A 25,999-nucleotide genomic window follows, 5' to 3' on the forward strand; every position below is an offset into this window, starting at 1 on the left:
AGTTATTTTTCGAGTGCGTTCACTCACGAGCGCACGGGTCGGCGCGACGTAGAATTGGCGGTGAGCCATACAGAACGAAGTGGCAGCATCTATGATAGTATCCGACATGCCAAACGTGATATACCCCGGCGAATATATGTCGATCGTATGCCGAACTACCGGACGCTACGCGATCCGAACGCAGAGTATACCATGCGCGATCTGTCGTCGGAGACGATGCAGCTGACGGCCGATCGTGGCCCGCGCGACGTCGAGATCACGGACGTACAGACGACGATGGTCGACGGCAACTACCCGTGGATCCTCGTCCGGGTCTACACCGACGCCGGACTCGTCGGAACGGGCGAATCCTACTGGGGCGGCGGCGACGACGCGATCATCGAACGGATGACGCCGTTCCTCGTCGGCGAGAACCCGCTCGACATCGATCGGCTCTACGAACACCTCGTCCAGAAGATGTCCGGCGAGGGCTCGATTTCGGGGAAAGTCATCTCGGCAATCTCGGGCATCGAGATCGCGCTCCACGACGTCGCGGGCAAGATCCTCGACGTTCCCGCCTACCAGCTGGTCGGCGGCAAGTACCGCGACGACGTCCGCATCTACTGTGACCTTCATACCGAAGACGAGGCCGATCCCGTCGCCTGTGCCGACGAAGGCGAACGCGTCGTCGAGGAACTCGGGTACGACGCCATCAAGTTCGATCTGGACGTTCCCTCGGGCCACGAGAAAGACCGCGCGAACCGCCACCTGCGCGGCCCCGAGATCGACCACAAAGTCGAGATCGTCAGCGAGGTCCTCGATCGTGTTGGCAACAGGGCGGACGTCGCCTTCGACTGCCACTGGTCGTTCTCCGCCGGTTCCGCGAAACGACTCGCCCGCGAACTCGAGGCGTACGACGTCTGGTGGCTCGAAGACCCCGTGCCCCCGGAGAACCACGACGTCCAGCGGGAGGTCACCCAGTCGACGACGACGCCGATCACCGTCGGCGAGAACGTCTATCGGACCCACGGGCAGCGCCGGCTGCTCGAGGAGCAGTCCGTCGACATCATCGCGCCGGACCTGCCCCGCGTGGGCGGAATGCGCGAGACCCAGAAGGTAGCCCAACTTGCGGACATGTACTACGTCCCCGTCGCGATGCACAACGTCTCCTCACCGATCGGGACGATGGCGTCCGCACAGGTCGCGGCGGCGATCCCCAACTCGTTGGCCGTCGAGTACCACTCCTACCAGCTCGGCTGGTGGGAGGACCTCGTCGAGGAGGACAACCTCATCGAGAACGGCCGAATGGAGGTCCCCGAGAAACCCGGACTCGGGCTTACGCTCGATCTCGACGCCGTCGAGGAGTACATGGTCGAGGGCGAGACCCTCTTCGACGAAGCGTAGCTTCATCGGGCTCGCTGAGATCTGCTCAGCGTTGTTCGATGCGGCGCATGCCGCGTCGTGCTCGTGAGGAGAGAGCCGCCTCGAGCACACGAGTTGCGGATCACCCTTCAGCAAAACGGTGTTTTTCGGGGAACTGCGTGCTGAACCGCGAGCCCGTTGTGTCTCGATACGCACAGACGCTCGTCTCCGCGAAACGTATCGACTACGGACACACCCATCGATCGGCGACTTTTGTGAGGTGGTTGCTGCTGACGACGAGTGACGACAGGAGTGAGTGCCTCCCAGCGATTGCACCGCTCGACGCGCTCGATCGGGATTCGTCCGCCGTGTGGTCGAACGGAGACCGAGACGGAACGACAAGTAGCACGAAATCTGTTTCTCTATTGTAGAACAGTTCTCTCCCTTTCAGAACGATAGCGAGATTATGCACAATGAACATCGTCAACTATTGACAAAGAAGTGGACTACACTATCCTCCTCAGCGTAACCGAGTGGACGGCTGCTGTGCAGGTTCTACCGGGACGTGTGGGGCACGAATACGCGATCCTCGCACAGTTCAGTCTCGAGCAGCGATCGTCCGGTTAGCATATCGATTCAGTCCCGGGAAAATGGGCTCGAGGCGCGACGAGCGGGACGTATTTTACGATAGTACGGCCGTAATAGTAGCTGTCGAGAAGGTACAGTAACCCGTCAAAATAGCTAAGAGAGACCGCGGTGGACTAATGCTGTGGAACGCTGACTACGTAGAGAACTGTGTGGCGATTATTCTGAATGGTTGTTCTGTTATATAGAACGGCATTCTCGTAACGGGAATCGTCGTCGCCGAGCAGATACGGCCGGTTGCACGGGGTCGAAGTACGAACGATTTTATCCCCCGCGGACGAAACAAAGCGCATGGGGACACATTCAATAGTTGACCGGTTTACGGAACGCGACTGGGAGAGCGGAACCGACGGGACCGTTCGATTCGCACTGGTCGGCCTCGGTTGGTGGACCGTCGACGTCGTCATTCCTGCGATCGAACAGTCGACTCACTGCGAGACGACTGCACTCGTCAGTTCGTCCCAGGAGAAAGCGGATCGGCTCGCGGACCGACACGACGTCGATGCGGCCATCACGTACGACGACTTCCACGACGGCGCCGCGACCGATGCGTACGACGCGGTCTACGTCGGGACGCCGAACGCATACCACCTCGAGTACGTCGAAACCGCCGCCGAACTCGGCAAGGCGGTGCTCTGTGAGAAGCCGCTCGAGGCCACAGTCGAACGCGCCGAACGACTCGTCGAGGCCGCCGAGGATGCCGAAATCCCGCTGATGACGGCCTACCGGATGCAAACCGAGCCCGCCGTTCGGCGGGCGAAGGAACTCATCGAGGACGGGTTCGTCGGCGAGCCGACGCACGTCTACGGCAACAACACCCAGCCGATCCTCGAGATGAATCCGGATCCCGACCAGTGGCGGCTCGATCCCGACGTCACCGGCTACGGCACCTCCGTGATGGACCTGGGCATCTATCCGATCAATACTGCGCGCTTTCTCCTCGAGCGCGATCCGGTGTCCGTGAGCGCACGGATGGCCTCTTCACACGAGGCGTTCGAGGACGTTCCCGACCAGACCGCGACGTTCACCATCACTCTCGAGGGCGATCTGCCGCTTGTCTGTACGACCAGCCAGCACGCACAGCAGGATACACAGCTCAAGATCATCGGCACCGAGGGAACGATCGAACTCGCCCCTGCGTTCCACGGTGAGGCGACCATGCATCTCTCGTCGGAGAGTCTCCGTGCCACCATCGAGGACACCGACTACGGCGCCGTCGAGGAGATGCGCGAGGAGTTCGATTACTTCGCCGACCGAGTGCTCAGTGGCGAGTCGATTCGTCCCGACGGCCGTCACGGACTCGCGGATATGCGAACGATCCGGGCGATTCACCAGGCCGCAGAACGCGACGACCCCGTCGACATCTGACCTCGGCACCGAAGCAGTCGATCCCATAGAATTATAATCGTCGGGCGAGGACTCGAGGTATGCGCGGACTTGCGAAAACGAGCCGAGAGTACGGACGGATGGAACTCGTCGACCTCGAGCGACCGGAGCCAGCACCCGGTGAGGCGCTGATCGAAGTCGACTACGCGGGTCTCTGTGGCAGCGACGCGGGGATCTACAAGTTCAAATCGGCCTTCGAGCGGATGTCGCTTCCCACGACCATCGGCCACGAGTACACCGGCCGCGTCGTCGACGTCGACGACGGTGTCACGGAGTTCGACGTCGGCGACCGCGTCGTCGAGCGGCCGATCCGGGGCTGTGGCTCCTGCTATCAGTGCCGGCTGGGCGAGGAGAACGTCTGTCAGGACGCGGTGATCACCGGCGTCGACCACGACGGTGCGTACGCAGGGTACATCTCTGTTCCCGAAACCGCGCTCCAACACGTCCCCAGCGGGGTCGACCCCAAACACGCCGCGCTCGTCGAACCGACGAGCATCGGCGCTCGAGCCGTCATCCAGAACTCGCGCGTCGGTGCCGGATCGCGCGTCATGGTCGCCGGCCCGGGACCGATCGGACTCCTGACGGCCCAGATCGCCGACGCGCAGGGCGGTGACGTCGTCGTCGCCGGCGTCGGCAGCGACACGAACTATCGGCTCCCGCTCGCCGAGGAACTCGGCTTCGGGCCGCTGAACGTCGAGGAGCACGACCTCGAAGCCGCCCGCGCGGAGCTGACCGACGGCGCCGGCTACGACGTCGTCTTCGACACGACCGGCCACCCCTCCGGCCTGACGATGGCCGTCGACGAGGTGCGAAAGGGCGGCCAGATCGTCATGGTCGGCCAGACGGGCGAGACGACGATGGAATACTCTCCGCTCGTCCGCGCGGAGATCGACCTGCAGTGTTCCTACGCGTCGACCTGGGAGGATTTCGAGCGATCGATGCGGCTCATCGAGTCCGGCGACGTCGACCTCGAGACGTTCCTCGACGATCGGTACTCGTTGCTCGAGGCCGACGAGGCGTTCGAATCGTTCCTCGCGGGAGACACTTGCAAACCCGTCTTCGACGTGAGTACGCTGCGGGAGTGAACGGCCTGCGATCGGACGATTCGGCTGTCTCGACGGGTCTCCACGATCGGTAGCTATCCGGATTATCTGTGACTGTGTAGATAATTATTCTAAAGTAACATCCACCAAAGATTATTTGGCAGGTAGTGATATCTGTGTTACCATGGCGCTGGAGAGTCCGGTAGTCGTCTTCGGTATTGGATTGATCGCAGTCATCGCGCTGTTGGTCTGGTTACGCGTTCCGGCGTTCATCGGACTGATACTCGCGACGCTGATCGTCGGTGCGGCGACGGCCGAGGTGCCGATGGGGGAGGTTCCAGCCGAGACGGCAGCGGCCTTCGGTGACACGATGGTCGGTGTCGGTATTCCGATTCTGATGGCGGCGGTGATCGGAAAGACGATGATGGAGAGCGGGGCTGCCGAGCGAATCGTCCGCTGGTTTCAGTCGTTTACCAGCGAGGAACACTCGTATCTCGCACTCGGTGGATCGAGCGGCGTGCTCGCGATCCCCGTGTTCTTCGACAACGTCTTCTTCCTATTGGCGCCGCTGGCCCGGTCGATGCGCGCTCGAACGGGACGCGACTACGCGCTGTTCATTACCATCGTCGGCGCCGCCGGGGTCACCGCTCACGGGTTCGTGCCGCCGACTCCCGGACCGCTCGCGGTCGCCCTGGAACTCGGCGTCGATCTCGGACTGACGATGCTGGTCGGCGCCGTCGTCGCGATTCCGATCGTGATCGTCTCCGGCGTGTTCTACGGCAAGTGGATCAATCGGCACGTCGACGTCCCGCTCCGGGAGACGATGGGCTCGTCCGTCGACCGCGTTCAGGAGTTGGCCGACCGGCCGCTGTCCGAACTGCCCGGCATGTTCGAGGCGTCGCTGCCGATCCTGCTCGCGGTGTTCCTGATCGCGTCGAACACGACGCTGGACTACCTCCTCGATATGGCCGCCGAAGATACCTTCGGACTCGGCGCGTTCGAAGGGACGCTCGAGGCGGTCGAGCCGGCGACGGCCTTCGTCGGCGATCCGAACTTCGCGCTGACCGCCGCCGCGATCGCGGCGGCGATAACTTACTACCGAATGGAGTCGCTGACTCGAGAGGTGTGGTCCGACGAACTCGTCGACTCGCTGCAGAGCGGCGGACACATCGCGGCGATCACCGCCGCCGGCGGGGCGTTCGGTGCGATGCTCGCCGCTTCCGGGATCGGCGAGTACATCGCCACCACGCTCGAGGGGCTCGGCATTCCGCTACTGGTCGCCGGCTTCGTCATCGCGGCGACGATTCGCATCGCGCAGGGCTCGGCGACGGTCGCCCTGCTCACGACCGCAGGGATCATGGCACCGCTCGTGGGCGACCTGTCGGTCAATCCGGTCTACCTGGTCATGATCATCGGCGCGGGCGGTTCGATCTTCTCGTGGTACAACGACAGCGGCTTCTGGATCGTCAAGGAAATCGGCGGCTTGACGCAGGCGGAGACGTTCAAGATCTGGACGGCGCTGACGACGATCGTCTCGCTGACCGGATTCGTCGTCGTCATGGTCCTTTCGACGCTGTTCCCGCTCACCTAATCGTCGCGAACACCCGTCCGCTTCGAAACCATACTATTGCGGAATTCATTCGGTAGCGAGAAAATATATTTACGTGAGGCGTGCGATAGCGTGTATATGGTCGTCGTCACAGCAATCGACGGAGAAGAAGGCTCGAAACAAGTGCTCTCGGAGGGGTGGAAGCTTGCAGACCGGTTCGACGAACCGCTTCACGTCGTCCTCGTCCACGAGGGAGCGGATCATCAGTATCTCATCAAGAAGTCGCTCGACTTCGACGGCTCGATCACGTCGGAACAGGCGGCAGCGCTCGCCGACCGGGTCGTCGCCGAGGCCGCCGAGGGCGTAACCGACGAGTACGAAGCGATCGGTCGTACCGGCAACCCCTCGGAGGAGGTCCTCGACTACGCGAGCGACGTCGACGCGAGCTACGTCGTCGTCGGCGGTCGCTCCCGGTCTCCCGTCGGGAAGGCGCTGTTCGGCAGCGTCACCCAGTCGGTGTTACTCGACGCCGAGTGTCCGGTCCTCGCCGTCATGGACGAGTAGTGGGGAGGTGGGATTCACCGCCCGCTCGGTCGAGGTGCGTTCGCCGCCTCAGGTCCGTCAGGCGACGGACTGCTCGTTGACCTGATACACCGCGACGCGACGGGTGGAGAACTTGCGGTCACGTTCGAACTCGAGCGGTATCGGACGGCGTCTCTCGAGACGACGCGAGCCGTGGAGGCCGTCGCCCGCGAGATCACGTCCGGGACGACCGAACGAAAGGCCGCGTCGGCGCTTCGACGCGCGCTCTCGAATCGCGGCTTCGCGTCGCCGGTCGTCCTCGTCGGCGGCTCGGATCGTTCGGTCCGGCAGCGCCATTTTACTCCGACCGACGCCCCGCTGGATCGGTTCGGTCACCTGACGGTCGTCGCCGAACGCGGCGGCCACAACGTCGCCGTGACGCGAACGGTCGCGTTCGATCCGCCGGAGTGGCTCCGCGACCGCCACGATGCGACGTGTCGAGTCGCCGCGACGGCTGCAGCGGCGACGCTGGACGCGGCCCGAACCGGTGCGACCGCCGGGGACGTCTTCGACGCGATTCGAACGGCGTACGATGCGGTCGGCTATCCCGACGAGTGGCGAGCGCACCACCAGGGCGGAGCGATCGGCTACGAGAGTCGCGAGTGGACCGCCGGTCCCGACGCCGAACGTCCCGTCCTCGAGCCGTTTCCCTACGCGTGGAATCCGACGATTCGGGGGGCGAAGTGCGAGGATACGATCCTCGTCGACGACGGAGTGCAGGTACTCACCTCGACCGGCGACTGGCCGACGACGAGTTACGATGCCGTCGGGTTCGACGACTCCGTTGCGTTTCACGATCCGCTCGAGGGGCGGGACTGACGGATTCGAGGAACCACAGTCTTCATTACCCCTCGAGTCGACCCCGAAAACGGGTCGTCGACGGTCGTCAGCCACCCTCGCGTCTCGCCGCGACCTCGAGCATCTACGGCGTCGTAGCTCGACCAACCGATGTTCCGACGACCCTCCTTTCAGATCGGATGTGACGAGGCGCTACAGCGAACTGCGAACAGCGTTCGTCGCGGGGAAGTGTATTTCGGCGGCGATCAACTGCGGGGCGATTCCGATCGAACGGGTAGCAGACGATCAGCGAGAGCTACCGACGAGACGTTCCAGCCTCGACGGCTGATCCGTCGTCGGTCGTCGCTTCGGAACCGCGCCGGAGTTCGACAATCGTCGTGGTAACATTTTAGTGATTAGCGATAGTCCGTTCCGCTATGGAGTACGAGTGCCCTCGCTGTGCACGACTGATCGCCCTGGACCAGCATCTCTCGAGTTGTCCGCACTGTGGCCACCTCTCGAACCACGGTGCCGACTAGTCGGAGAGCGACACGGTCGAGACCGGCGTCTGGTGACTGGATCGCAAAACAGCAGTCGCTGGAACTGTCGGGCCAGACAGTGTCAGGTTCGCCTCACGAATCGCTACAGACGAACGTGACGGGACAGGGCGACGAGAGGAGGACCTCCTGTGCGGTGGATCCGAACACGGCCTTGCCGACCGGCGATCGCTGACGGCCCGCGACGACGACGCGATCCGCATCGACCTCGGTCGCCAACTCGACGATCATTGGTCCCTGTTCGCCGACGGCACCGCGAATCTCGTACTCGAGATCGGCCTCCTCGAGGCTGCTTCTGAGATCCTGGATCGCCGCGTAGCGGTCGGCAACTCGGTCGGGACTCACGGATTCACGGTCCGGGTCGAATTCGAGCTGAGAGAGCCGCTGCTCGTACTCGTCGTCCGTAAAGACGTGTGCGAGCACGACGGTCGCATCGGCCGGCTTCGCCGTCGCGAGTACCGTCTCCATGATCGCTTCGGATCGGTCGGTATCCGTCGGTCCGATCGCAACGAGAATCGTATCCAATGACATCATATAACACGCCATGGTCAGTTGCCTTAACTGTATGGGACAGGAGTCGATCGCTCGAGGAGGTCGCACGGGGACCGATACGAAATCGTGGCCCAGAGTCACGCGTGACGCTAGAGAACCTGATAGCCGCCGTCGACGTAGAGGAGATGCCCGGTGACGTAGCTGGCCTCGTCGGACGCCAGAAACAGATACGAGCCGGCGAGTTCCTCGGGCGTTCCCATTCGACCCATCGGAATATCCGTGGTGAGTTCCTGCTCGTCGAGCTCCGGGAGCGTTGCATCGCTGGCGACGAACCGATCGTCGACGTCTCCATCGGGGTCGGGATTGCCCGTGCCGAACGTCGTCTCGATGATCCCCGGAGCGACGGCGTTGACGCGGATATCGTGCGGTGCGAGTTCGAGCGCTGCGACGCGAGTGAGCATCATCACTGCGCCCTTCGAGGCGTCGTACATCGAATGTCCGATCTGGGCGTACTCGGAACTGACGGACGCCGTATTGAGGATACAGCCCGGATCGTCCCTGGCGAGCATCTCTCTGGCGGCCGCGCGACAGCCGGCGAAGACGCCGCGGACGTTGATCGCGAACACCTGATCGAACGCGTCCACGTCGGTCTCGAGGAGGGAGCCGTGGCGATAGATGCCGGCGTTATTCACCATGACGTCGACGCCGCCGAACGCTCTCGCGGCCTCGACAACCGACGTCACGTCCTCGGGATCCGAGACGTCCGTTTCGACGAACGTCGCTCGGCCGCCAGCATCCTCAATGCGTTCGTGGGTCGGAGCCGATTCGTCGTCGTCTTTCGGTTCGTCGCGGATATCGGCGACGATAACTGTCGCGCCGGCCGCACCGAACCGGCAGGCGACTTCTCGGCCGATACCCGACGTGGCGCCGGTCACGATGACGGTCTCTCCGGAGAAATCGTACGCTACTTCGCCCATTCTCTCACTCGGAGAACGAGTCACTTAACAGTTCCTTCGGACCGCTAGCGGGCAGCGACTGACATCGACTGTCGTCGCTTCGTCTCGTGTCGATAAACGTCGTTCTGAAATAGTTCCGGACCGTTCACTGTCGTCCGGACCTCACTTCGTCGGGACGCGCACACGCTAACCGACGTACTGGAGCGCGACTGACACCCACATCCGACGGTGAACTGATTCCGCTCGGCGGCGAACTCGAGAACAGCGTCGCGATGGCGGTATTTCGATACTGTCGGTCAACGCAGTCGACGACCGCCGACGCTATCGGATCCATCGTTCGGAGGCCGGATCTCGTGTGCCACGCAGTTCCCGTTTGGTATTACCGGCCACACACCCATCTTCAGTCACGGTTCGAGTGGGGGAGGTCCCGTGAGGTACACCTCACCGCGTAGACCGCGTTTTTCTGTCCAATTTTTACGCCCACATGGATGTAAAACACTCCTTCCGGATCCCAGCGTCACCACATACCGGATAATCGGCCATTTTACCGCGCTAAACCGAGCGATCCGGTGAGATAGGATGCCGACGAGCACGTCACATTGACCTCGATCACGTTCGCCGTGCTGAGAACGCTATTCTGTATCTCGTCCCTGAACACCTCCGCGTCGAATCGGTTCGTCGGCCCGGAAACGCTGATCGCTCCCACGAGGGTATCGTTCGATCCCGCCATCGTCACCGAACGGTGTCAACAAACCGACTGCAACGTCTCGTAGACCGTCCTGTAGCTTGGCGTACGCCATGGTTCGGAATCAGCAAGATAACAGATGAAGCCATGACTACTCCGTTTCGTCGTCCGCTCGGCAGTCTCGGCCGAAACTGTCCGAGACCGGAAGTCGACGGTGGAAGACTGTTCCCGACGCGTCCGACAAGGTTTATGCCGAATCCGGCAAACTAGTAGCCAACGTCACATGAGTACGTCCCTCGAAGAGGCCATGACGGACGTTGCAGCGTACACCGTCGCTCGCGACATGGAGAACGAAGTCTGGCAGAAAGGCGTCGCCATCAACGGCTTGCTCGCGATCGAACGCGAGGAGTTCGTCGAGGCCGCCAGAGACCTCGTCGACCGCGCTGTCGAGACCCAGGACAGCAACGGACAGCTCTCCTACGGGCCGAGCTACCCGATCGAGGTGTTCCAGCACGGCAAAGAGTACGACGCCAACTGGCACATCGACGAGCGGAAAGCGATGAACACGAACAACACCACGTCGATCGGCCACGGCGTTCTCGACTTCTACCGCCGAACCGGCGAGGAGCGTTACCTCGAGGCCGCCCGCGGCGAGTATGAGAACCTCCAGTCCGTCTCCCGAACCGAAGACGGCGGCATCCCCCACCACGTCCCGGAACTGTCGGGCGTGAAGGGGTTGTGGATCGACTCGGTCTACATGATGTGTCCGTTCTTCGCCCGCTACGGGGCCGCCGCAGACGATCCCGAGGCGTTCGACGAGGCCGCCAAACAGCTCATCGTCCACGCGAAGCACCTCCAGGATCCCCACACCGGGCTTTTCCGCCACATCTGGCACGAACAGCCCAACAGCTACCCACAGAGTACCTTCTGGGCCCGCGGCAACGGCTGGGCGCAGGCCGCGATCGTCGACGTCCTCGAGTACCTCCCCGAGGACCACGATGACCGCGACCAGCTGATCGAAATCTTTCACGACGTCGCCTCGGCAATCGTCGAGCGACAGGACGATAGCGGGATGTGGTACAACCTCGTCGACGATCCGCACACGCCGCTCGAGAGTTCGGGCACGCTCATGTACACCTATGCGTTCAAGCGCGCCCTCGAGTTGGGAATCGTCTCCGACGAGAAGTACGAGCAAGCCGCCCAGAACGCGATGGACGTCTGTCGGGGACTCGTCGACGACGAGGGTGCCGTCCGACGGGTCGCCGGACCGCCGGGCGGACCGGGCGCACCGCTGACGTCGACATTGTACGGACAGGGGTTCTTCCTGCTCGCTGCGGCGCAGTTCTAGTCCCGGACCGGATTTCTCGAGTGCCGGCGAGCTTTTTCGACTGAATTGTCGTCGCTCACGACACCCTCGACCCTGCACACATTACCGGTGTCGACTCACGATGCGTCCCCGGCGCGACGTGGTCCGCTGACCAAACAATTATGAGCACTTGGCAGCAATCGATAGCCATGAACGTCCTGTTGACCGGTGCGTACGGCCGATGTGGAACCGCCATCATCGATCACCTGCACGACGATTCCGGCTACGAGTTTACTTACCTCGATCGTGAGGAGCCCGACGAGAACGGCGAGTACGGCGAATACGAGACGATCGTTGCCGACGTTGCGGATAGTCACGCCGTCCGCGACGCCGCTGCCGACCAGGACGCGATGATCCACCTCGCCGGCTACCCCTTCACCGACGGCACGTGGGACGACGTTCACCAGCCCAACATCATCGGCACGCTCAACGCGCTCGAGGCCGCTCGCGAGGCCGAACTGGAGACGGTCGTCTTCGCCTCGTCGAACCACGTCATGGGGATGTACGAGTCCGAGAACGCCCCCGAACTCTACTTCGGGACCGAGTCGTCCTTTCGACTCTCTCACGAGGATCCCGTTCGTCCGGATTCGTACTACGGCGTCTCGAAGAGTTTCGGCGAGGATCTCTGTCGGTACTACGTCGAGAACTACGAGTACCCGAAACGAGCGCACGCGATTCGCATCTGCAGCCTTCGTATGCCCGAGTACGATCATCCGTACGGCGACGCCGAGCACGACGTCGACGACGGCGAGTACGAGCGCGACAGCGACGAGTACGCCCAGCAGGTCGCCCGGATGAAGGCGATGTGGCAGTCCCGACGCGACTTCGCGCACATGATCGACCGCTGTCTTCGGACCGACGACGAGCGCTTCGAGATCTTCAGCGGCGTGAGCGACAACGATCGACGCTGGTACAGCATCGAACACGCTCGCGATACGATCGGCTACGAGCCACGGGACAACGGCGAGGAGTGGGACTCCCCGCCGGAATAGCGACTTTGAAGGGGATTGGCGACGAATCGGGCGGCATGCACGTGACCTGTACCCTCTACGGGCCGCTTCGGGACGCGGTTGGCGACAAGCGCCTCGAGCGCGAGGTGTCGAGCGACGCTACCGTCGGTGACGTCTTCGACGACCTCGGCGAGGAGTACCCCGAGATCCGGGACCTGGTGTTCGACGGTGACGAGTTCAGCGGCTCGATCAGCGTGATGCGAAACGGCCGGAACGTCGCCTTCGAGGACGGCATCGAGACGCCGGTCGAGGACGGCGACGATCTCAGTGCGTCGCCACCGGCAGAGGGCGGCTGACGTGATCTCGCTCCGTCCGTCCCGCCGACTGCCCCGTACCGGACTGAAATTGGCACGAAAACGAAACGGCATACCGTACAGCGCGGCGCGTGTTCGTTCTCAATCGGCCTGTGCGAACCCGAAACGATCAATCCGATCGGACCCAAAGGCACGTTCGTCATCGGATACCGCACACAGCGAATCGATGGCGGTCGACTATGGGCCCACTCGAGTACGGAACGGTAACTGGTGCATAGCCCGCGGGCGTTCGAGCGTCACGTCATCGGTGGCCGAAACGCTGATCGAGGTCCGAATGAGAGAATTTTGATAGGTCGGTTTCGAATACGGGAGCCACGATTCGATGATCGCTGGCAGTGCGCGGCTGAAACAATTTGAAGACGAGAAGGTGCTTGGTTTCACCATTATACATACATGTATATTCGATGCTGATTCCCATTCGTGTATCGGAATCAAACCCCTCGTTGGGACTGTCCGCAGTACTGATTAGTCAAGCACGAGATGATTCGGCGATCTACCCGTTGAGGATAGTATGTCACACGTACGACCACGACTGTGTACGGCCCTTCAAGGCCGGTTATGGGTTAACTAATTCGTGACCAGTATTCGAACGAATAGTTAAGCCCTGTCGGCTGATACGGGTCCAGTACGCTGGTAGTGTTCTAGTGAGCATGAACGATATCGTGACGCTATCGGGACGATAAGTGACATATTTATTATTTATCTCTGAAGTAGATACTATCGATGTAGAAACGGACGTCCGGCAGTAAAGTTTATTACATTCATACCCCCGTAAATCAGTTCGCGACCCAAATATTTTTTATCTGCTGGCCGATAACCACAGTTAGTGACCGAACGTACCCATTCATCAGAATCAGAGACCGCGTGTGGATGCAAGCTCGGACGCGTCGCTACCGAGTACGAGCTCCCGAACCTCGACGACGAGCTGGTTACGTACTGGACTGGCGACGGCGACGAGCAGTTGAGCACGCGCCAACTCGCAACGTACGTAAACCAGCGAGTGCTCGAGGCCGCACTCGAAGACGCGAATATCCTCCTCAAAGACGGTGAGATCGAGAACACGTACCGGCTGTTGACCGATGACGACGTCAGCAGCGGTACACAGGTGCAGACGCGGAACGAACTCGAACGTGACGGCGTCCCGATCGACCAGGTCGAGTCGAACTTCGTCTCCCACCAAACGGTCTACAACCACCTCACGGATTGTCTCGCTGCGACACTCGAAACCCCGAGCGACGACGAACGAGTGGAACGGAGCGCCGACAAACTCGGCGCGCTCCAGAACAGAACCGAGGCGGTGACGACGGACACCGTCGCCCAACTCGAGCGAAACGATATCCTCGACATCGGCGAGTTCAACGTGACCGTCTCCGTTACCGTAACGTGTGAGGACTGCTTACAGGAATATCCGATTCGAACGCTGTTGGACGAACGCTCCTGTGACTGTCAGGACTCATCCGCGGACGAGACCCGATAAGAGGGAATCGACACGGATTTCGTGACAAACTTCTACAAATACGGAAGGGGTAAATTATTTTTGTTGGGAGCGAGAACCCGGATACATGCAAAGTGACCTGGATAGGGCGGAACAAGATACTCCGGAGCGAGCGACGCTCTCCGTCGACAATATCGGCGGAATCGACGAGACGGAGGTCTCGTTCCAGCATGGGGTAACAGTTCTTTCGGGACGAAACGCGACTAACCGTACCTCGTTGTTACAGGCGATCATGGCGACACTGGGGAGTGATCAGGTCAGTCTCAAAGCCGACGCCGAGGAGGGACACGCGAGACTCGAACTGGGTGACGACACCTATCGGCGAACGCTTCAGCGTCGGAACGGGACCATCGTCACCGACGGCGATCCGTATCTCGACGACCCCGAGCTCGCGGACCTCTTCGCGTTCCTGCTCGAATCCAACGAAGCGCGACAGGCCGTCGCCCGGGGCGACGACCTTCGCGAACTGATCATGCGACCGGTCGACACCGACGCGATCAAGGCCGAGATCGAGCAGTGTCAACGGCGGAAACAGGAGATCGATAACCAACTCGCAGAGCTGGACGAACTCGAGGGGAAACTGCCCGACCTCGAGGCGAAACGGACGCGAGCGACCGACGAAATCGAGAGCCTCGAGGAGGAACTCGAGGAGGCACAGGCGGAGCTCGAGGAGACCAACGTCGACGTCGATGAACGGCGCGAAGAGCAGTCCGAACTCGAGACGAAACTCGAGGAGCTACGCGAGACGCGCTCCGAACTCGAACGCGTCCGTGATCGGATCGAAACCGAACGCGAGAGCATCGAGGCTCTCGAGGAGGAACGCGACGAGGTCGAAGAACGCCTCGAATCGCTCTCGTCCGGCGACGAGGGGGAGATCAGCCGGCTCGAGGCCGAAATAGAGACGCTTCAGGAGGAAAAGGCGGCGCTCTCCGACGAGATCTCACAGCTCCAGAGTACGATCCAGTTCAACGAACAGTTGCTCGACGAGCAGGAGTCGGTACTTCCGGACGCCGAACAGGACGACGGCCCGGTGACGGACGAGTTACTCGCCGACTCGGAGACGGTCACCTGCTGGACCTGTGGATCGTCGGTTGCGCGCGACCAGATCGAAACGACGATCGAACAGCTTCGAACCGCGCGACAGGACCGGCTGGAAGAGCGATCCGAAATCAGTTCCGAACTCGACGAGCGGCGGGAGACGCTGTCTACGATCAACGATAACCGCACGGAGTACCGACAGACCCAGCGACGTCTCGACTCGATCGACGACGAGATCGACCGACGACGCGATCGCATCGAGGAGTCGACCACCGAACGCGAGGAACTCACCGACGAGGTCGACGATCTCGAGGCCACGATCGACGACCTCGAGGCCGACGATTACAGCGGCATCCTCGACCAGCACAAGGAAGTCAATCAACTCGAGTTCAAACTGGAACGGAAAGAGCGCGAACGCGACGAACTCGACGATCGAATCGCCTCGATCGAGGAGCGTCTCGACGAGCGCGAGGAACTCGAAGCCCGTCGCGACGACATCACCGACGAACTGACCGACCTGCGCACGCGGATCGATCAGATCGAGGCCGATGCAGTCGAGGCCTTCAACGAACACATGAAGAACCTGCTCGAGGTACTCGAATACGGTAATCTCGATCGGATCTGGATCGATCGGACGAGCCGCGAGGTCCGCGAGGGTCGTCGCAAGGTCTCGCGCTCGTCGTTCGACCTCAAAATCGTCCGGAGCACCGACGACGGTGCGGCCTACGAAGACACGATCGATCACCTGAGCGAGAGTGAGCGGGAAGTGACAGGTCTCGTCTTCGCCCTCGCAGGCTATCTCGTCCACGACGTTTACGAGACGGTTCCGTTCATGCTACTCGACTCGCTCGAGGCGATCGATTCCGAACGGATCGCGATGCTCATCGAGTACTTCGAGTCCTACGTTCCGTACCTCGTCGTGGCGTTACTCGACGAGGACGCACAGGCGGTCGAAGTGGATCACGGTGTGGTTACGGAAATCGACTCGGCCTCTGCGGCCCAGTAGCGCCGGGGTAGGCACTCCACGCTCGGCTGGCCGTCAATACGAGGCGGTCGACGAAACGCGGACCAGCCGTTGCGTCTCGCTGGACCTTGCTTTCGAGCGGCGATCACGAACCGGCGGGGCCCGGCGATCGACTCCGCTACGATAGAGTGAGGAAGTTGGACGACACAATAGTTACGGAATTTGCAGTAGTTACAATAGGTAAAATAGTCACAATAGGTGAACATTTAGATAGCCGGCAGAGATCACTGCGCAAAACAGTCGCGATATTCCTCCAGTTCGGTTGACGACTATCGTACTACCGAGCGTGATGGATGCGTGAATTCGTAATTGATGCGGCTGGGATATTGAATGATTTGATATCTGGGAGGATAGGTTAACATCTGTTCAAATAAAATGTTCGTGACGGCCGTCTCGATCTCGGAACCCACTGATAACGACGTCCACGGATACTAACGCAAACGATTACCATCCGCAGATGAACCATCTCTTCGACGCCGTTGTACTTTCGATCTCTAGGATCAAAATAAGAATGATTCGATCGACCAGGCTGGCCCGATAGTACTGTAATCAAGTCATACGACCGAAATTCGGACGAATGGCCACCCACCGGGCGGCGTTGTTGGTCAACGATTCCAATGATTCCGCCTACACGCTCAAGGTGGGACAGTAAGACGCCTCGAGCGGGTCACGATCTCGCTCGTAGATTCGATGGAGGGCCGAATCAAAGGCTGATCGATTCAAGATATGACTGATTAGATATCAGTTCGTATAAGCGACAGCTTGTTGATTCGAAGCCGGCTATCGACCTCTCCCACCGTCACGCCACAACCGGCCGTCTCGCGTGCAATCAGCTTCATCGTGTCGCGGACTGTCCACGGCTTCTCGTCCGGCTCAGTTTCGAGCACAGTCACCCGTCTCGAGCGATCTGGATGCGACGAGAGCGGGCCAGCGCTCCGTCCCGATCGAGCGGACGATCGACGCCGAGGGGAACTACCTCATTCCGGGGTTCATCTGCCCGCACAACCACATGGGGATCTCCCGGTACGAGCACGACTAACACACGCAGTACGAACTCGACATGGAGACGGAGACGAAAGCGTGCCTCGCCGGCGGCGTGATGTCGTTCTTCACGTTCCTCCTGCAGGAGGTGCCGTACGGTGCCAGACATGGATTTCTTCGTCGAAACCGGCGAACGGCAGTCCTACATCGACTTCGGTTCCACGCGATCGTCCACCAGGACCACCACATCGACGAGATCGACGACCTCGCCGCCGAGGGGATCCGCTCGTTTAAACTGTTCTTCAACATGTACAAGACGTCCGCGCCCGAACTCGGGATCGGACACTCCGACGCCGGCCGCGTCTACACCGTCCTGAAGAAGACGGCCGAGATGGAGAACGCGGTCGTGATGTTCCACGCGGAGAACGACGATCTCGGCCCGGTGAAAGTAGAAGAGATGAAAGAGGCCGGGCGGGACGATCTCAGCGCCTGGGCCGACGCCTCGCCGGGCATCAGTCAGGCGATGCAGATCGAACAGATCGGCATGCTCACCGAGCACACCGGCGCGACGTCGTACGTCGTTCACAACAACATGGAGGAGACGCTCAACGCCCTCTCTCGGTACCAGGAACGCGGCGTCAACCTCTACGGGGAGACCCTGCCGAGTTTCCTCGCCAACCACTGCGAGGACGAGGACGTCGGTCTCTGGGGGAAGATCTCGCCTCCGATCGGCTACGAGGACGATCAGGCGGCGCTCTGGAAGGCGCTTCGGAACGGCACGTTCCAGAACGTCGGCACCGATTACCGCCCGTACCAGCTCGAGTTCAAGGGACCGCGAGACGGGAGCGTCTGGGACTCGCCGCCGGGAGATCAGGGTCTGCAGACGTTCCTCCCGCTCATGCTCAGCGAGGGCGTAAACAAGAACCGGATCTCGATGGAGCGGATGGTCGAGGTCTGTTCGACGAACAACGCGAAACGGTTCGGGATCTACCCGCGGAAAGGCGCGCTCGTGGAGGGCGCAGACGCCGACGCCGTGATCGTCGACCTGACGAAATCGTTCACCGTCGACGAGGACTACCTCTACGGACTGGACAACCGCTGGTGTTCGGCGTTCGGCCGCGAACTCACCGGTGCGCCGACGCACACGATCAAAGGCGGCGAACTCGTCGTCGAGCACAACGACGTGCTCGCCGAAGGCGGGGACGGGCGGTACCTTCCACGGTACGAAGACGGGGTTCCAGTGGCCGAGTGAGTTACCGTGCTCCGGTCCTCGAAAGCCCCTGACTCGGCCGCAATTGGTGCTGCGACCCCGCGCTGCGCTCCGAGAGAGCGGAGGAGACGAGCGAGCGGTCCGCCAGTTACGTACCGATAGCAGTCTGACGGGTTATCTATCAGGTAGATCCTCCGTATAACCATATTAATTATATTTTCGAAAAGTGCCTTTGATTCTCCGCTTTTGCATCGGAATTATCGTTCGCGTTTCAGGAGTGCAGTCTGAAAACGGTGGACGGTATCGACGAGAAGGACGGCACTCCCGAAATCGTCCATCTCGTGCAATTCACACGGATACCGTTCAACCGGACCAGGACGGACTCGTACGGATAGGTCGAGGCGTCGTCGGTCGCGCGGACCATCAGTACCGGCATCGGCGCCGTGTTGACGACGCGTTCCGCGACGCTCCCGATGACGTATCGCTCGAGGCCGTCTCGCCCGTGGGTTCCCACAACCACGAGTTCGACGTCCTTCCGCTCGGCGTAGTCGACGATTGCGTCGTGGGGCGCGCCCTAGACGACGTCCGTAGTCGCGGGAACGTCGCGGTCCACCGCCTGTTTGCGGGCGTCCGAGACGACCTCCTCGCCCTCGCTTTCGAGGACGTCCACGACGTCAGTACCGATGCGGATCTGACTCGGCTCGTTCGTGTCCGCGACGTATCGGAGGGTGACGCTCGCGTCGTGATCGCCGGCGATCTCGAGCGCGTGATCCAGCGCCGCAGTCGCCGAATCGCTCCCGTCGACGGGAACGAGAATACGGTCGCACATGGTTACCGTCGACTACATTCCGTGCAGGGATACGACTTGACCTTCCGAGCAGGAATCGGCTGTCCCGTGAGAGCGCGGTACCTGTCAGTTCCGAACGCTCCGCGTTCGACGGCTGCAGGAATGGTCGTGTTTAGTTTGTAACATTGTGGCAGACGGCGAAGGCTTGGAGCCACGATTCTGCTGTTGACGGTTGTGCGTGGCTGAAACAGTTTGAAAATGAAGAGGTACGACGCTTTATCTCTTGGAAGAGATGTTTAACACTGTTCCGGTTTCCATGTTTTTCGAATCGGAATCGGAGCCCAGATCGCCGCAGTGCAGTCTGGAGATGTTTTGCGCCATCGACGAGAAACACGGTATCGTCGAGGTCATGTTTCTCAGTGAGTTCCCGCAGGAACCGTTCTGTCAATGCGGTCATAGTCGTCGAATACAGCCGCATACGGAGTATTATGTTCGTTTCTGGATCGACAGTAGTGTACAGCCAATAGCGATGTTCGTCAAGTTGAATCACCGTCTCGTCAAGCGCGACGTGATTCGGGTCCCCGTCAACTGCCGGCAGTAGATCGTATTTGTGAACCCAATTGTGGACTGTCTTTCGACTGCGTTCGACACCGGACTTCTCCAATTCTCGAACTATATTCGAAAGCGAGAGGACAGCAAGATTGAGTCGAATACCGAGCCCCATCAGCTGAGGCGGTGTCCGCTCTCGCTCCACAAAATTCAAATCGAGCCAGTCGCTACATCAACTGAAGCGGTCGATTTTTGGCATAGAGTACCACGAAATCGTACCACCTCACTTTTCACACGTAACGAAACAGCGCCGCCAGAGTAGTACAATGGGAGCACCCCTGAGTAGTCTGTAACACACGTGGCATATACTCACAAGGAGAGTAGTGGAGCTGTGATCGACAGACGCCGTGTGCTCGAGACGCGATCGAACCCCGTAGCCGCGCGTCTCTCAAGTCGCTCGCCGACCGGTCGTTCGATTGACCGATACAACCGTCTCACTCGCCAGAACGGGTGTTCATCGACGGTACGTTTTTACCAGTGGATGTCAATTTCTACCGTATCTCATGTCGAGACCAATCGACCACGTCGTCTTCGCAGCGGACGATCTGGATTCCCTCGAAGAATCGTTCGCCGGCGCCGGATTCGAAACGGCCTACGGCGGGACCCACTCGAACGGGATCACGCACATGCACCTCATCGGGTTCGGCAACCTCTCGTACGTGGAACTGATTTCCAAGAACGATCCCGACGGGACCGCACCGTGGTGGAACGACCAGATCGATACGAACGCGGGCGCATCGGCGTGGTCGGTGACCGTCGACGACATTGACAACGAAAGCGACCGACTGGCCGACGAGGGGTTCGAAATCGAAGGCCCGACGAGGTTTTCCCGAGAGCGACCCGATGGAACGACCGTCGAGTGGGAGCTAGCGATCGTCGGCGGCCGACCGCAGGGGACGCCGATACCGATGCTCGAGATGGATCACACCCCCCTCGAGTGGCGCGTCGAGGTGACGACCGATCCGGACACCTCGGGGCTAATGGGACTCACGGAGGTCGTCATCGGCACGGACGAACTCGAGGAAACCGTCAACGGACTCGAGACGTTCTTCGGTACGTCCTCGACGCAAACGCGCGAGGAGGACGCGCTTGAGGCGCAGGTCGTCTCGTTCGACGATGCTCCTGTCGCAGTTGCGGAACCGCTCGTCGCGGACTCGTGGTTGGCTGACCGTATCGAGAGCAGTCAAACGCCACTGCCGTGTGCGTTCCTCGTCGACGCGACGGATGTCGCTGCAGTTCGAGAGCAGTTCCGGATCGACGAAGAGACCTCGTGGGGCGACGATACCGTCTATTGGTTCGATATCGATGTCGGGGGTCGCTTCGGTGCAGTCGATCGGTCGTAACCCCTGAACCGACTCATCTCATCGACTCTTCGAGCCCCAGCCGAAACTCGTCCAGCCGCCGTCCAGCGTCAGTACCTCACCGGTCGTGTAATGACCGCCCGCTGCGAGGAAGACGGCACAGTTGGTGACCTCCTCGTGGGTTCCGAATCGACCGAGCGGGGTTCGGTTCTCTATGTGTTCCTCGGCGTAATCGACGTACGGCCACTCGAGGTCGTCCCCAGCGGATTCGCCTAACGGTGCTTCGGCCAACCGGGTCTTGATGTATCCCGGTGCGAGTGCGTTCACGTGAATTTCGTGGTCAGCGAACTCGACGGCAGCGTTTCGCGTGAGATTCTCGATGCCGGCTTTCGAGGCGTTGTACGGGGCCCGGCCCTGCACGCCACCGGCACCGTAGATGCTGCTCATGTTGATGATCTGTCCGTTACCGTCCTGCTCGATCATCCATTCGCCGGCGACTTGACAGCCGAAAAAGACGCCCGTGAGGTTAACGTCGATAACGCGTCGCCAGTCTTCGGGCGTCTGTTCCAACAGCGGTTTCTCTACGGTTGTTCCGGCGTTGTTGACCAGTACGTCGAGCGATCCGTACTCGTCGACGGCAGCGTCCACGAGGCCAGCGACATCGTCTTTCTCCGTCACGTCCGCTTCGACGCCGATCGCGTCACCGCCGGCTTCGCGGATTGCCTCGGCGGCCTCCACTGCACGCTCTTCCGATCGCGAGTTCGTCACGACGTTTGCGCCCTCTGCGGCGTATCGTTCCGCGATCGCTCGTCCGAGACCCGTACTCGAGCCGGTGATAACGGCTGTCTTTCCGTCTAGTTCGGTCATAGCCATCCGAGTGATATGTTTTCAGGTAACAAAAAGTTCTAGCGACGGACCGATACGGCGGATAGAACAGCGGTAAATTCACCGCCGTCACTCCGGTTGCGGGATGGTCCGTCCGACGGCGTGATCTGGCCGAATCGTCAGTTTGACGCGGTCGGCGTCCCGGTCGCTTGGGAACTCACAGCCCCAGTACTGTTCGGAGAGCCGGTCGATGAACGCCATCGCATCCGTTTCGCTGCGCTCGACGACGGTTCCCCTGACGGTCAGAAACCGATACGGGTTCTCGGGATCCGTCACCGAGATCGAAATTCTCGGATCGCGCTCGAGGTTTCGGTTCTTTCTCGTATGGACTTTCCCACCGATGTACACGTACTCGCCGTCGTAATCCACCCAAACAGGAGCCTGATGCGGGCACCCGTCTGGAGACACCGTGGCGACGTGTGCGATAGCGTCACCGGTGAGCAAATCTTCGTAGTCGCTAGGAATTTGGGTCATGAATATCTGGGCCAGAGAGCTATTCGCCGAGGTAGAGTTCGGCGATCTCCGGGTTCTCGAGGATCGCCTGTGCGTCGTCCTCGTACTTGACCTGGCCCTGTGCGAGGACGTAGCCGCGATCGGAGATGTCGAGTCCGGCGCGAGCGTTCTGTTCGACCATCAGCACTGACGTGCCGAGGCTGTTGATTTGCTGAACGTTTTCGAACACATCCTGGACGAGCGACGGGGCGAGCCCCGCACTCGGCTCGTCGATCAGTAGAACGTCGGGATCGACCATCAGTGCGCGTGAAAACGCGAGCAGTTGCCGTTGGCCGCCGGAGAGGGTTCGTGCCTTCTTGGATCGCTTCTCCTCGAGAATCGGAAACCGATCGAACAGTTTGTCGATCATCTCCTCGGACTCGTTGTCGGCAGTGACGCCACCGATTTCGAGGTTCTCCTCGATTGTGAGCGAGCCGAACACGTTGTCGGTCTGTGGAACGTAGCTGATCCCCTGGCGGACGATATCTTCCGGCATCTGCCCGGATATTTCGGTCCCGCGGAGTGTGATCTTTCCGTTCCACGGCTGAACGAGACCGAAAATTGTCTTGATCGCCGTACTCTTTCCGGCGCCGTTCGGGCCGATAATGCATACGATTTCGTCCTCCTCGAGGTGCATGGAGACGTCGTGCAGGATCTGGAGGTCACCGTAGCCGCTGTCGACGTGGTCGATATCGAGTACTGTCATCATATATCACCCAGGTAGGCGTTGATGACTCGTTCGTCCGACTGGACTATTTCCGGTGGGCCTTCCAGTAACACGCGCCCCTGATTGAGGACGATGACCTCTTCGGCGAGCCCCATCAGGAAGTCGATGTCGTGCTCGATGATGAAGAACGTATAGCCGTGTTCTTCGTTGAGTTCTTCGATGAAGCCCGCGATCTGGTTCACCAGCGTCGGGTTGATCCCGGCCACCGGTTCGTCGAGCAACAACACGTCTGGTTCCGCCATCAACGCACGTGCCAGCGCCAGCAGTTTCATCTGTCCGCCGGAGAGGCTCGTCGTCGGCTCGGTCGCGAGATGATCGATCTCGAAGAACTCGAGCAGTTCTATCGCCCGCTCGAGGTTGGCTCGCTCTTCGCGAGTCACCTCGGAAGCCGAAACCCACAGCGGAAGGATCGATTCACCGAGTTGGGACTGGGCACCGACGAGCATCGCCTCTCGGACGGTCATGTTCTCGAGCCGACGGGGCGTCTGGAACGTTCGCAACAGTCCTTCCTGGACGATCTTGTTCGGCTGCTTGCCGGTGACGTCAGTTCCGTTGACCTCGACCGTACCGCTGTCGACCTCGTAAAATCCGGAGATCTGATTGAACAGCGTCGATTTCCCGGCACCGTTCGGACCGATCATTCCGGTGATCGAACCCGATTGGATAGCCAACGAGACGTCATCGGTGACGACCAGTCCGCCGAACGATTTCTGCAGGTTACTGACTTCGAGAACGGTATCCTCTTTCTCGAGGTTAGCGCCGTCGTAGGAGAGTTCGAACGAACTCATGACTGTCCCTCCGTATCGTCGAGGCTCTTGGGCCAGATCAGTTCGTCACGTGGCGGGTAGAGTCCCTCGGGTTTGAATCGCATGATGAGGACGATGAGGACGCCAACGATCAGCAATCGAAGCGGACCCGTACTCAGCGCTGCGAAGACCGAGAAATCGGTGAGGAACCGGGTGCCCTCGAGGACGGCCACGAGAATGAACGCCCCGACGACGGCACCGCGATTACTTCCACTGCCCCCGAGGATGACGGCGACCCAGACGAAGAACGTCTCGAGCGGATTGAGGTCCGTTGGGTCGACGTATCCGATGAAGTGGGCGTAGTAGACCCCCGCGATGGTCATGATCACGCAGCCGAGGACGAACGTCTGCATCTTGAACGAGAACGCGTTCTTGCCGAGTGACTCGGCGAGATCCTCGTCGGCCTTGATGATCTGCATAACTCGTCCCCATGGCGAACGATGAATCCGTCGGAGAAAGACGAAAACGATTAGCCCTGCTATCGCGACGATCAAGAGGTTCGTGGTGACGGCGTCGAACGGGAGGCCGTCGAGTACGCTCGGAATGCCGGCTAAGCCCGCCATTCCGGCGGTAATATGGGTCTCGTTGGCAACCAAGAGACGAAAGATCTCCGAGAAGCCGAGCGTCGCGATAGCGAGGTAATCCGCGCGCAGTCGGATCGCCGGGAGCCCGACGATCACCGCGGCGATCACGCTGAAGATGATCGCAACGACGAGTGCGAAGAGCGGGTGCCACTCCAGTCCCATCGGTGACGTCCCTGCGGTCGCAAGCGCGGCGACGTACGCCCCGAGTCCCCAGAAGGCGACGACGGCGAAGTTGATGATCCCGCCGTAGCCCCACTGGACGTTAAGCCCGAGTGCGAGGAGCACGTACATGCCACTCAGTGCGAGCAGATACGTCGCGTACGCGACGGTCAGTGTCCCGGTAAGAATAGCGAGGCCAAGCAACGTTATGAGAGCGAACAGTACGACTGACGTGGACCCTAGCGTTTGATCGGTCTTCGGAATGGTGACGTTCATGTCGTTTCCTCCCCGAGGATTCCACCCGGTCTGACGAGAAGAATAATGATCATAATTGTGAACGCGACTGCTGCGCCATACTCGGAGCCGACACCGGGAACGACGGGCGTCATTTCGTGGGCGAGTCCGATCGCGAACCCGCCGAGCATCGCTCCGTAGATACTCCCGATTCCACCGAGGATCACGGCAGCGAAGATCAGGAGGAGTATGTCGAACCCCATCAGTGGACGGATGAGCGTGTGGAGTCCCAGAAAGACCCCGCCCATGGCAGCGAGCGCACCGCCACCGACCCACATCGTCAGGACGGTCTCTCGAGGCCTGATCCCGCTGATCCGAGCGAGATCGCTGTTGTCAGCGGCCGCCCGCATTTTCTTGCCCAGCATGCTGTACTGGAGAACGAAGTGCAATGTAGCGACGACCACAGCGGTGACCAGCACGATCACGAGCATCCGATTAGTGACGGCCAGTCCGGTGGCGTCCCTGATCGAGCCGATCGGTCCGCTTCTCGGGAAATTATACGATCGAGCACTCGAGCCGAACCCCATCCAGATGAGCGACCGATAGATGAGGGCAACACCGAAACTCGTTATGAGCAGCGCTATCGGGCCGCTATCGAGCGGCTTGAAGACGAGATAGTGCGTCGCGACCGCGACGATGATTCCGATGACGAGCCCGACAATGACCGTTACGAGAAGCTCGGGAGAGAAGACGCTTGTCGGCTGGAGACCGATTTCGGTGAGGCCGAGATTCGCGACCAATCCGCCGTACGCACCGGCCACCATGAGATCACCGTGTGCGAAGTTCGGAAAGTCACCGATACTGTAGACTAATGATAGTCCGACCGCCCCGAGCACGATAATACTCCCGTATACGATACCGTCTATTGCTAATTGAATGGCCGACATTGTTGCGAATGGTGTAG

At 60.6% G+C, this 25,999-nt stretch carries 24 protein-coding genes and 1 pseudogene; 15 read left to right on the forward strand and 10 right to left on the reverse strand.

Features of this window, described 5'->3' with window-relative positions:
- The first annotated feature begins 147 nt into the window (after positions 1-147).
- The 7 genes from ACSFC7_RS25060 (at position 148) to ACSFC7_RS25090 (ending at position 7,672) form a co-directional block, all read left to right on the forward strand.
- On the forward strand, positions 148-1,383 hold the full coding sequence (locus ACSFC7_RS25060) for a mandelate racemase/muconate lactonizing enzyme family protein (RefSeq protein WP_436348635.1): 1,236 nt from the start codon (positions 148-150) through the stop codon (positions 1,381-1,383).
- Between the two features lie 894 nt (positions 1,384-2,277).
- Positions 2,278-3,354 (forward strand): D-xylose 1-dehydrogenase Gfo6, encoded by a 1,077-nt coding sequence (gene gfo6, locus ACSFC7_RS25065; RefSeq protein ID WP_436348636.1) that lies wholly within the window; start codon positions 2,278-2,280, stop codon positions 3,352-3,354.
- 59 nt (positions 3,355-3,413) lie between these two features.
- Positions 3,414-4,457 (forward strand): zinc-dependent alcohol dehydrogenase, encoded by a 1,044-nt coding sequence (locus ACSFC7_RS25070; RefSeq protein WP_436348638.1) that lies wholly within the window; start codon positions 3,414-3,416, stop codon positions 4,455-4,457.
- Between the two features lie 142 nt (positions 4,458-4,599).
- Positions 4,600-6,006 carry a GntP family permease gene (locus tag ACSFC7_RS25075; RefSeq protein ID WP_436348639.1) on the forward strand — a complete coding sequence of 469 codons (1,407 nt, stop codon included), beginning with the start codon at positions 4,600-4,602 and terminating at the stop codon, positions 6,004-6,006.
- 96 nt (positions 6,007-6,102) lie between these two features.
- Positions 6,103-6,528, forward strand: a complete 426-nt coding sequence (locus tag ACSFC7_RS25080; protein ID WP_436348641.1) for a universal stress protein — start codon at positions 6,103-6,105, stop codon at positions 6,526-6,528.
- An 84-nt stretch (positions 6,529-6,612) separates the two neighbouring features.
- Entirely contained in the window at positions 6,613-7,365 is a 753-nt protein-coding gene (locus ACSFC7_RS25085) for a M24 family metallopeptidase (RefSeq protein ID WP_436348722.1), read from the forward strand.
- A 160-nt stretch (positions 7,366-7,525) separates the two neighbouring features.
- Entirely contained in the window at positions 7,526-7,672 is a 147-nt protein-coding gene (locus tag ACSFC7_RS25090) for a hypothetical protein (RefSeq protein ID WP_436348642.1), read from the forward strand.
- A 283-nt stretch (positions 7,673-7,955) separates the two neighbouring features.
- On the opposite strand, the gene ACSFC7_RS25095 is transcribed toward ACSFC7_RS25090, so the two are convergent.
- Both ACSFC7_RS25095 and ACSFC7_RS25100 read right to left on the reverse strand, forming a co-directional pair.
- Positions 7,956-8,411: a universal stress protein gene (locus ACSFC7_RS25095; RefSeq protein WP_436348643.1), complete on the reverse strand. Its 456-nt coding sequence runs from the start codon at positions 8,409-8,411 to the stop codon at positions 7,956-7,958.
- 110 nt (positions 8,412-8,521) lie between these two features.
- Positions 8,522-9,349: an SDR family NAD(P)-dependent oxidoreductase gene (locus ACSFC7_RS25100; protein ID WP_436348644.1), complete on the reverse strand. Its 828-nt coding sequence runs from the start codon at positions 9,347-9,349 to the stop codon at positions 8,522-8,524.
- Positions 9,350-10,296: 947 nt separating this feature from the next.
- Here ACSFC7_RS25100 and ACSFC7_RS25105 point away from each other — a divergent pair.
- The 7 genes from ACSFC7_RS25105 (at position 10,297) to ACSFC7_RS25135 (ending at position 18,493) form a co-directional block, all read left to right on the forward strand.
- Positions 10,297-11,361 (forward strand): glycoside hydrolase family 88/105 protein, encoded by a 1,065-nt coding sequence (locus tag ACSFC7_RS25105; RefSeq protein ID WP_436348645.1) that lies wholly within the window; start codon positions 10,297-10,299, stop codon positions 11,359-11,361.
- 167 nt (positions 11,362-11,528) lie between these two features.
- Positions 11,529-12,371, forward strand: a complete 843-nt coding sequence (locus ACSFC7_RS25110; RefSeq protein WP_436348646.1) for an NAD-dependent epimerase/dehydratase family protein — start codon at positions 11,529-11,531, stop codon at positions 12,369-12,371.
- A gap of 5 nt (positions 12,372-12,376) precedes the next feature.
- Entirely contained in the window at positions 12,377-12,685 is a 309-nt protein-coding gene (locus ACSFC7_RS25115; protein ID WP_436348647.1) for a ubiquitin-like small modifier protein 1, read from the forward strand.
- A gap of 844 nt (positions 12,686-13,529) precedes the next feature.
- Positions 13,530-14,180 (forward strand): rod-determining factor RdfA, encoded by a 651-nt coding sequence (rdfA, locus tag ACSFC7_RS25120; RefSeq protein WP_436348648.1) that lies wholly within the window; start codon positions 13,530-13,532, stop codon positions 14,178-14,180.
- Positions 14,181-14,265: 85 nt separating this feature from the next.
- Entirely contained in the window at positions 14,266-16,242 is a 1,977-nt protein-coding gene (locus ACSFC7_RS25125) for an archaea-specific SMC-related protein (RefSeq protein WP_436348649.1), read from the forward strand.
- A gap of 841 nt (positions 16,243-17,083) precedes the next feature.
- On the forward strand, positions 17,084-17,299 hold the full coding sequence (locus ACSFC7_RS25130; protein ID WP_436348650.1) for a hypothetical protein: 216 nt from the start codon (positions 17,084-17,086) through the stop codon (positions 17,297-17,299).
- 21 nt (positions 17,300-17,320) lie between these two features.
- On the forward strand, positions 17,321-18,493 hold the full coding sequence (locus ACSFC7_RS25135; RefSeq protein ID WP_436348652.1) for a dihydroorotase: 1,173 nt from the start codon (positions 17,321-17,323) through the stop codon (positions 18,491-18,493).
- Between the two features lie 229 nt (positions 18,494-18,722).
- On the opposite strand, the pseudogene ACSFC7_RS25140 reads toward ACSFC7_RS25135, so the two are convergent.
- Positions 18,723-19,280 (reverse strand): annotated as a pseudogene (locus ACSFC7_RS25140) (universal stress protein).
- A 130-nt stretch (positions 19,281-19,410) separates the two neighbouring features.
- A complete protein-coding gene (locus ACSFC7_RS25145; RefSeq protein ID WP_436348654.1) occupies positions 19,411-20,001 on the reverse strand; it encodes an IS6 family transposase in 591 nt (196 codons plus the stop codon).
- Positions 20,002-20,350: 349 nt separating this feature from the next.
- On the opposite strand from ACSFC7_RS25145, the gene ACSFC7_RS25150 reads away from it, so the two are divergent.
- Positions 20,351-21,190: a VOC family protein gene (locus tag ACSFC7_RS25150; RefSeq protein WP_436348655.1), complete on the forward strand. Its 840-nt coding sequence runs from the start codon at positions 20,351-20,353 to the stop codon at positions 21,188-21,190.
- A gap of 18 nt (positions 21,191-21,208) precedes the next feature.
- On the opposite strand, the gene ACSFC7_RS25155 is transcribed toward ACSFC7_RS25150, so the two are convergent.
- The 6 genes from ACSFC7_RS25155 to ACSFC7_RS25180 form a co-directional block, all read right to left on the reverse strand.
- Complete coding sequence (locus tag ACSFC7_RS25155; RefSeq protein ID WP_436348656.1) at positions 21,209-22,015, reverse strand: SDR family NAD(P)-dependent oxidoreductase; 807 nt, start codon at positions 22,013-22,015, stop codon at positions 21,209-21,211.
- Positions 22,016-22,102: 87 nt separating this feature from the next.
- The gene (locus ACSFC7_RS25160) at positions 22,103-22,507 is read right to left on the reverse strand and encodes a PPOX class F420-dependent oxidoreductase (protein ID WP_436348657.1); all 405 of its coding nucleotides are present in this window, start codon (positions 22,505-22,507) and stop codon (positions 22,103-22,105) included.
- Between the two features lie 19 nt (positions 22,508-22,526).
- Complete coding sequence (locus tag ACSFC7_RS25165) at positions 22,527-23,234, reverse strand: ABC transporter ATP-binding protein (RefSeq protein WP_436348658.1); 708 nt, start codon at positions 23,232-23,234, stop codon at positions 22,527-22,529.
- Positions 23,231-24,040 (reverse strand): ABC transporter ATP-binding protein, encoded by an 810-nt coding sequence (locus ACSFC7_RS25170; protein ID WP_436348659.1) that lies wholly within the window; start codon positions 24,038-24,040, stop codon positions 23,231-23,233. Before ACSFC7_RS25170 ends, ACSFC7_RS25165 begins: the two co-directional genes overlap by 4 nt.
- On the reverse strand, positions 24,037-25,077 hold the full coding sequence (locus ACSFC7_RS25175; protein WP_436348661.1) for a branched-chain amino acid ABC transporter permease: 1,041 nt from the start codon (positions 25,075-25,077) through the stop codon (positions 24,037-24,039). The genes ACSFC7_RS25170 and ACSFC7_RS25175 overlap by 4 nt, the downstream gene beginning before the upstream one ends.
- Complete coding sequence (locus ACSFC7_RS25180) at positions 25,074-25,982, reverse strand: branched-chain amino acid ABC transporter permease (RefSeq protein WP_436348662.1); 909 nt, start codon at positions 25,980-25,982, stop codon at positions 25,074-25,076. The genes ACSFC7_RS25175 and ACSFC7_RS25180 overlap by 4 nt, the downstream gene beginning before the upstream one ends.
- Positions 25,983-25,999 lie beyond the last annotated feature (17 nt).

The organism is Natronorubrum halobium (genome assembly GCF_051351675.1).
Taxonomy (GTDB): Archaea; Halobacteriota; Halobacteria; order Halobacteriales; family Natrialbaceae; genus Natronorubrum.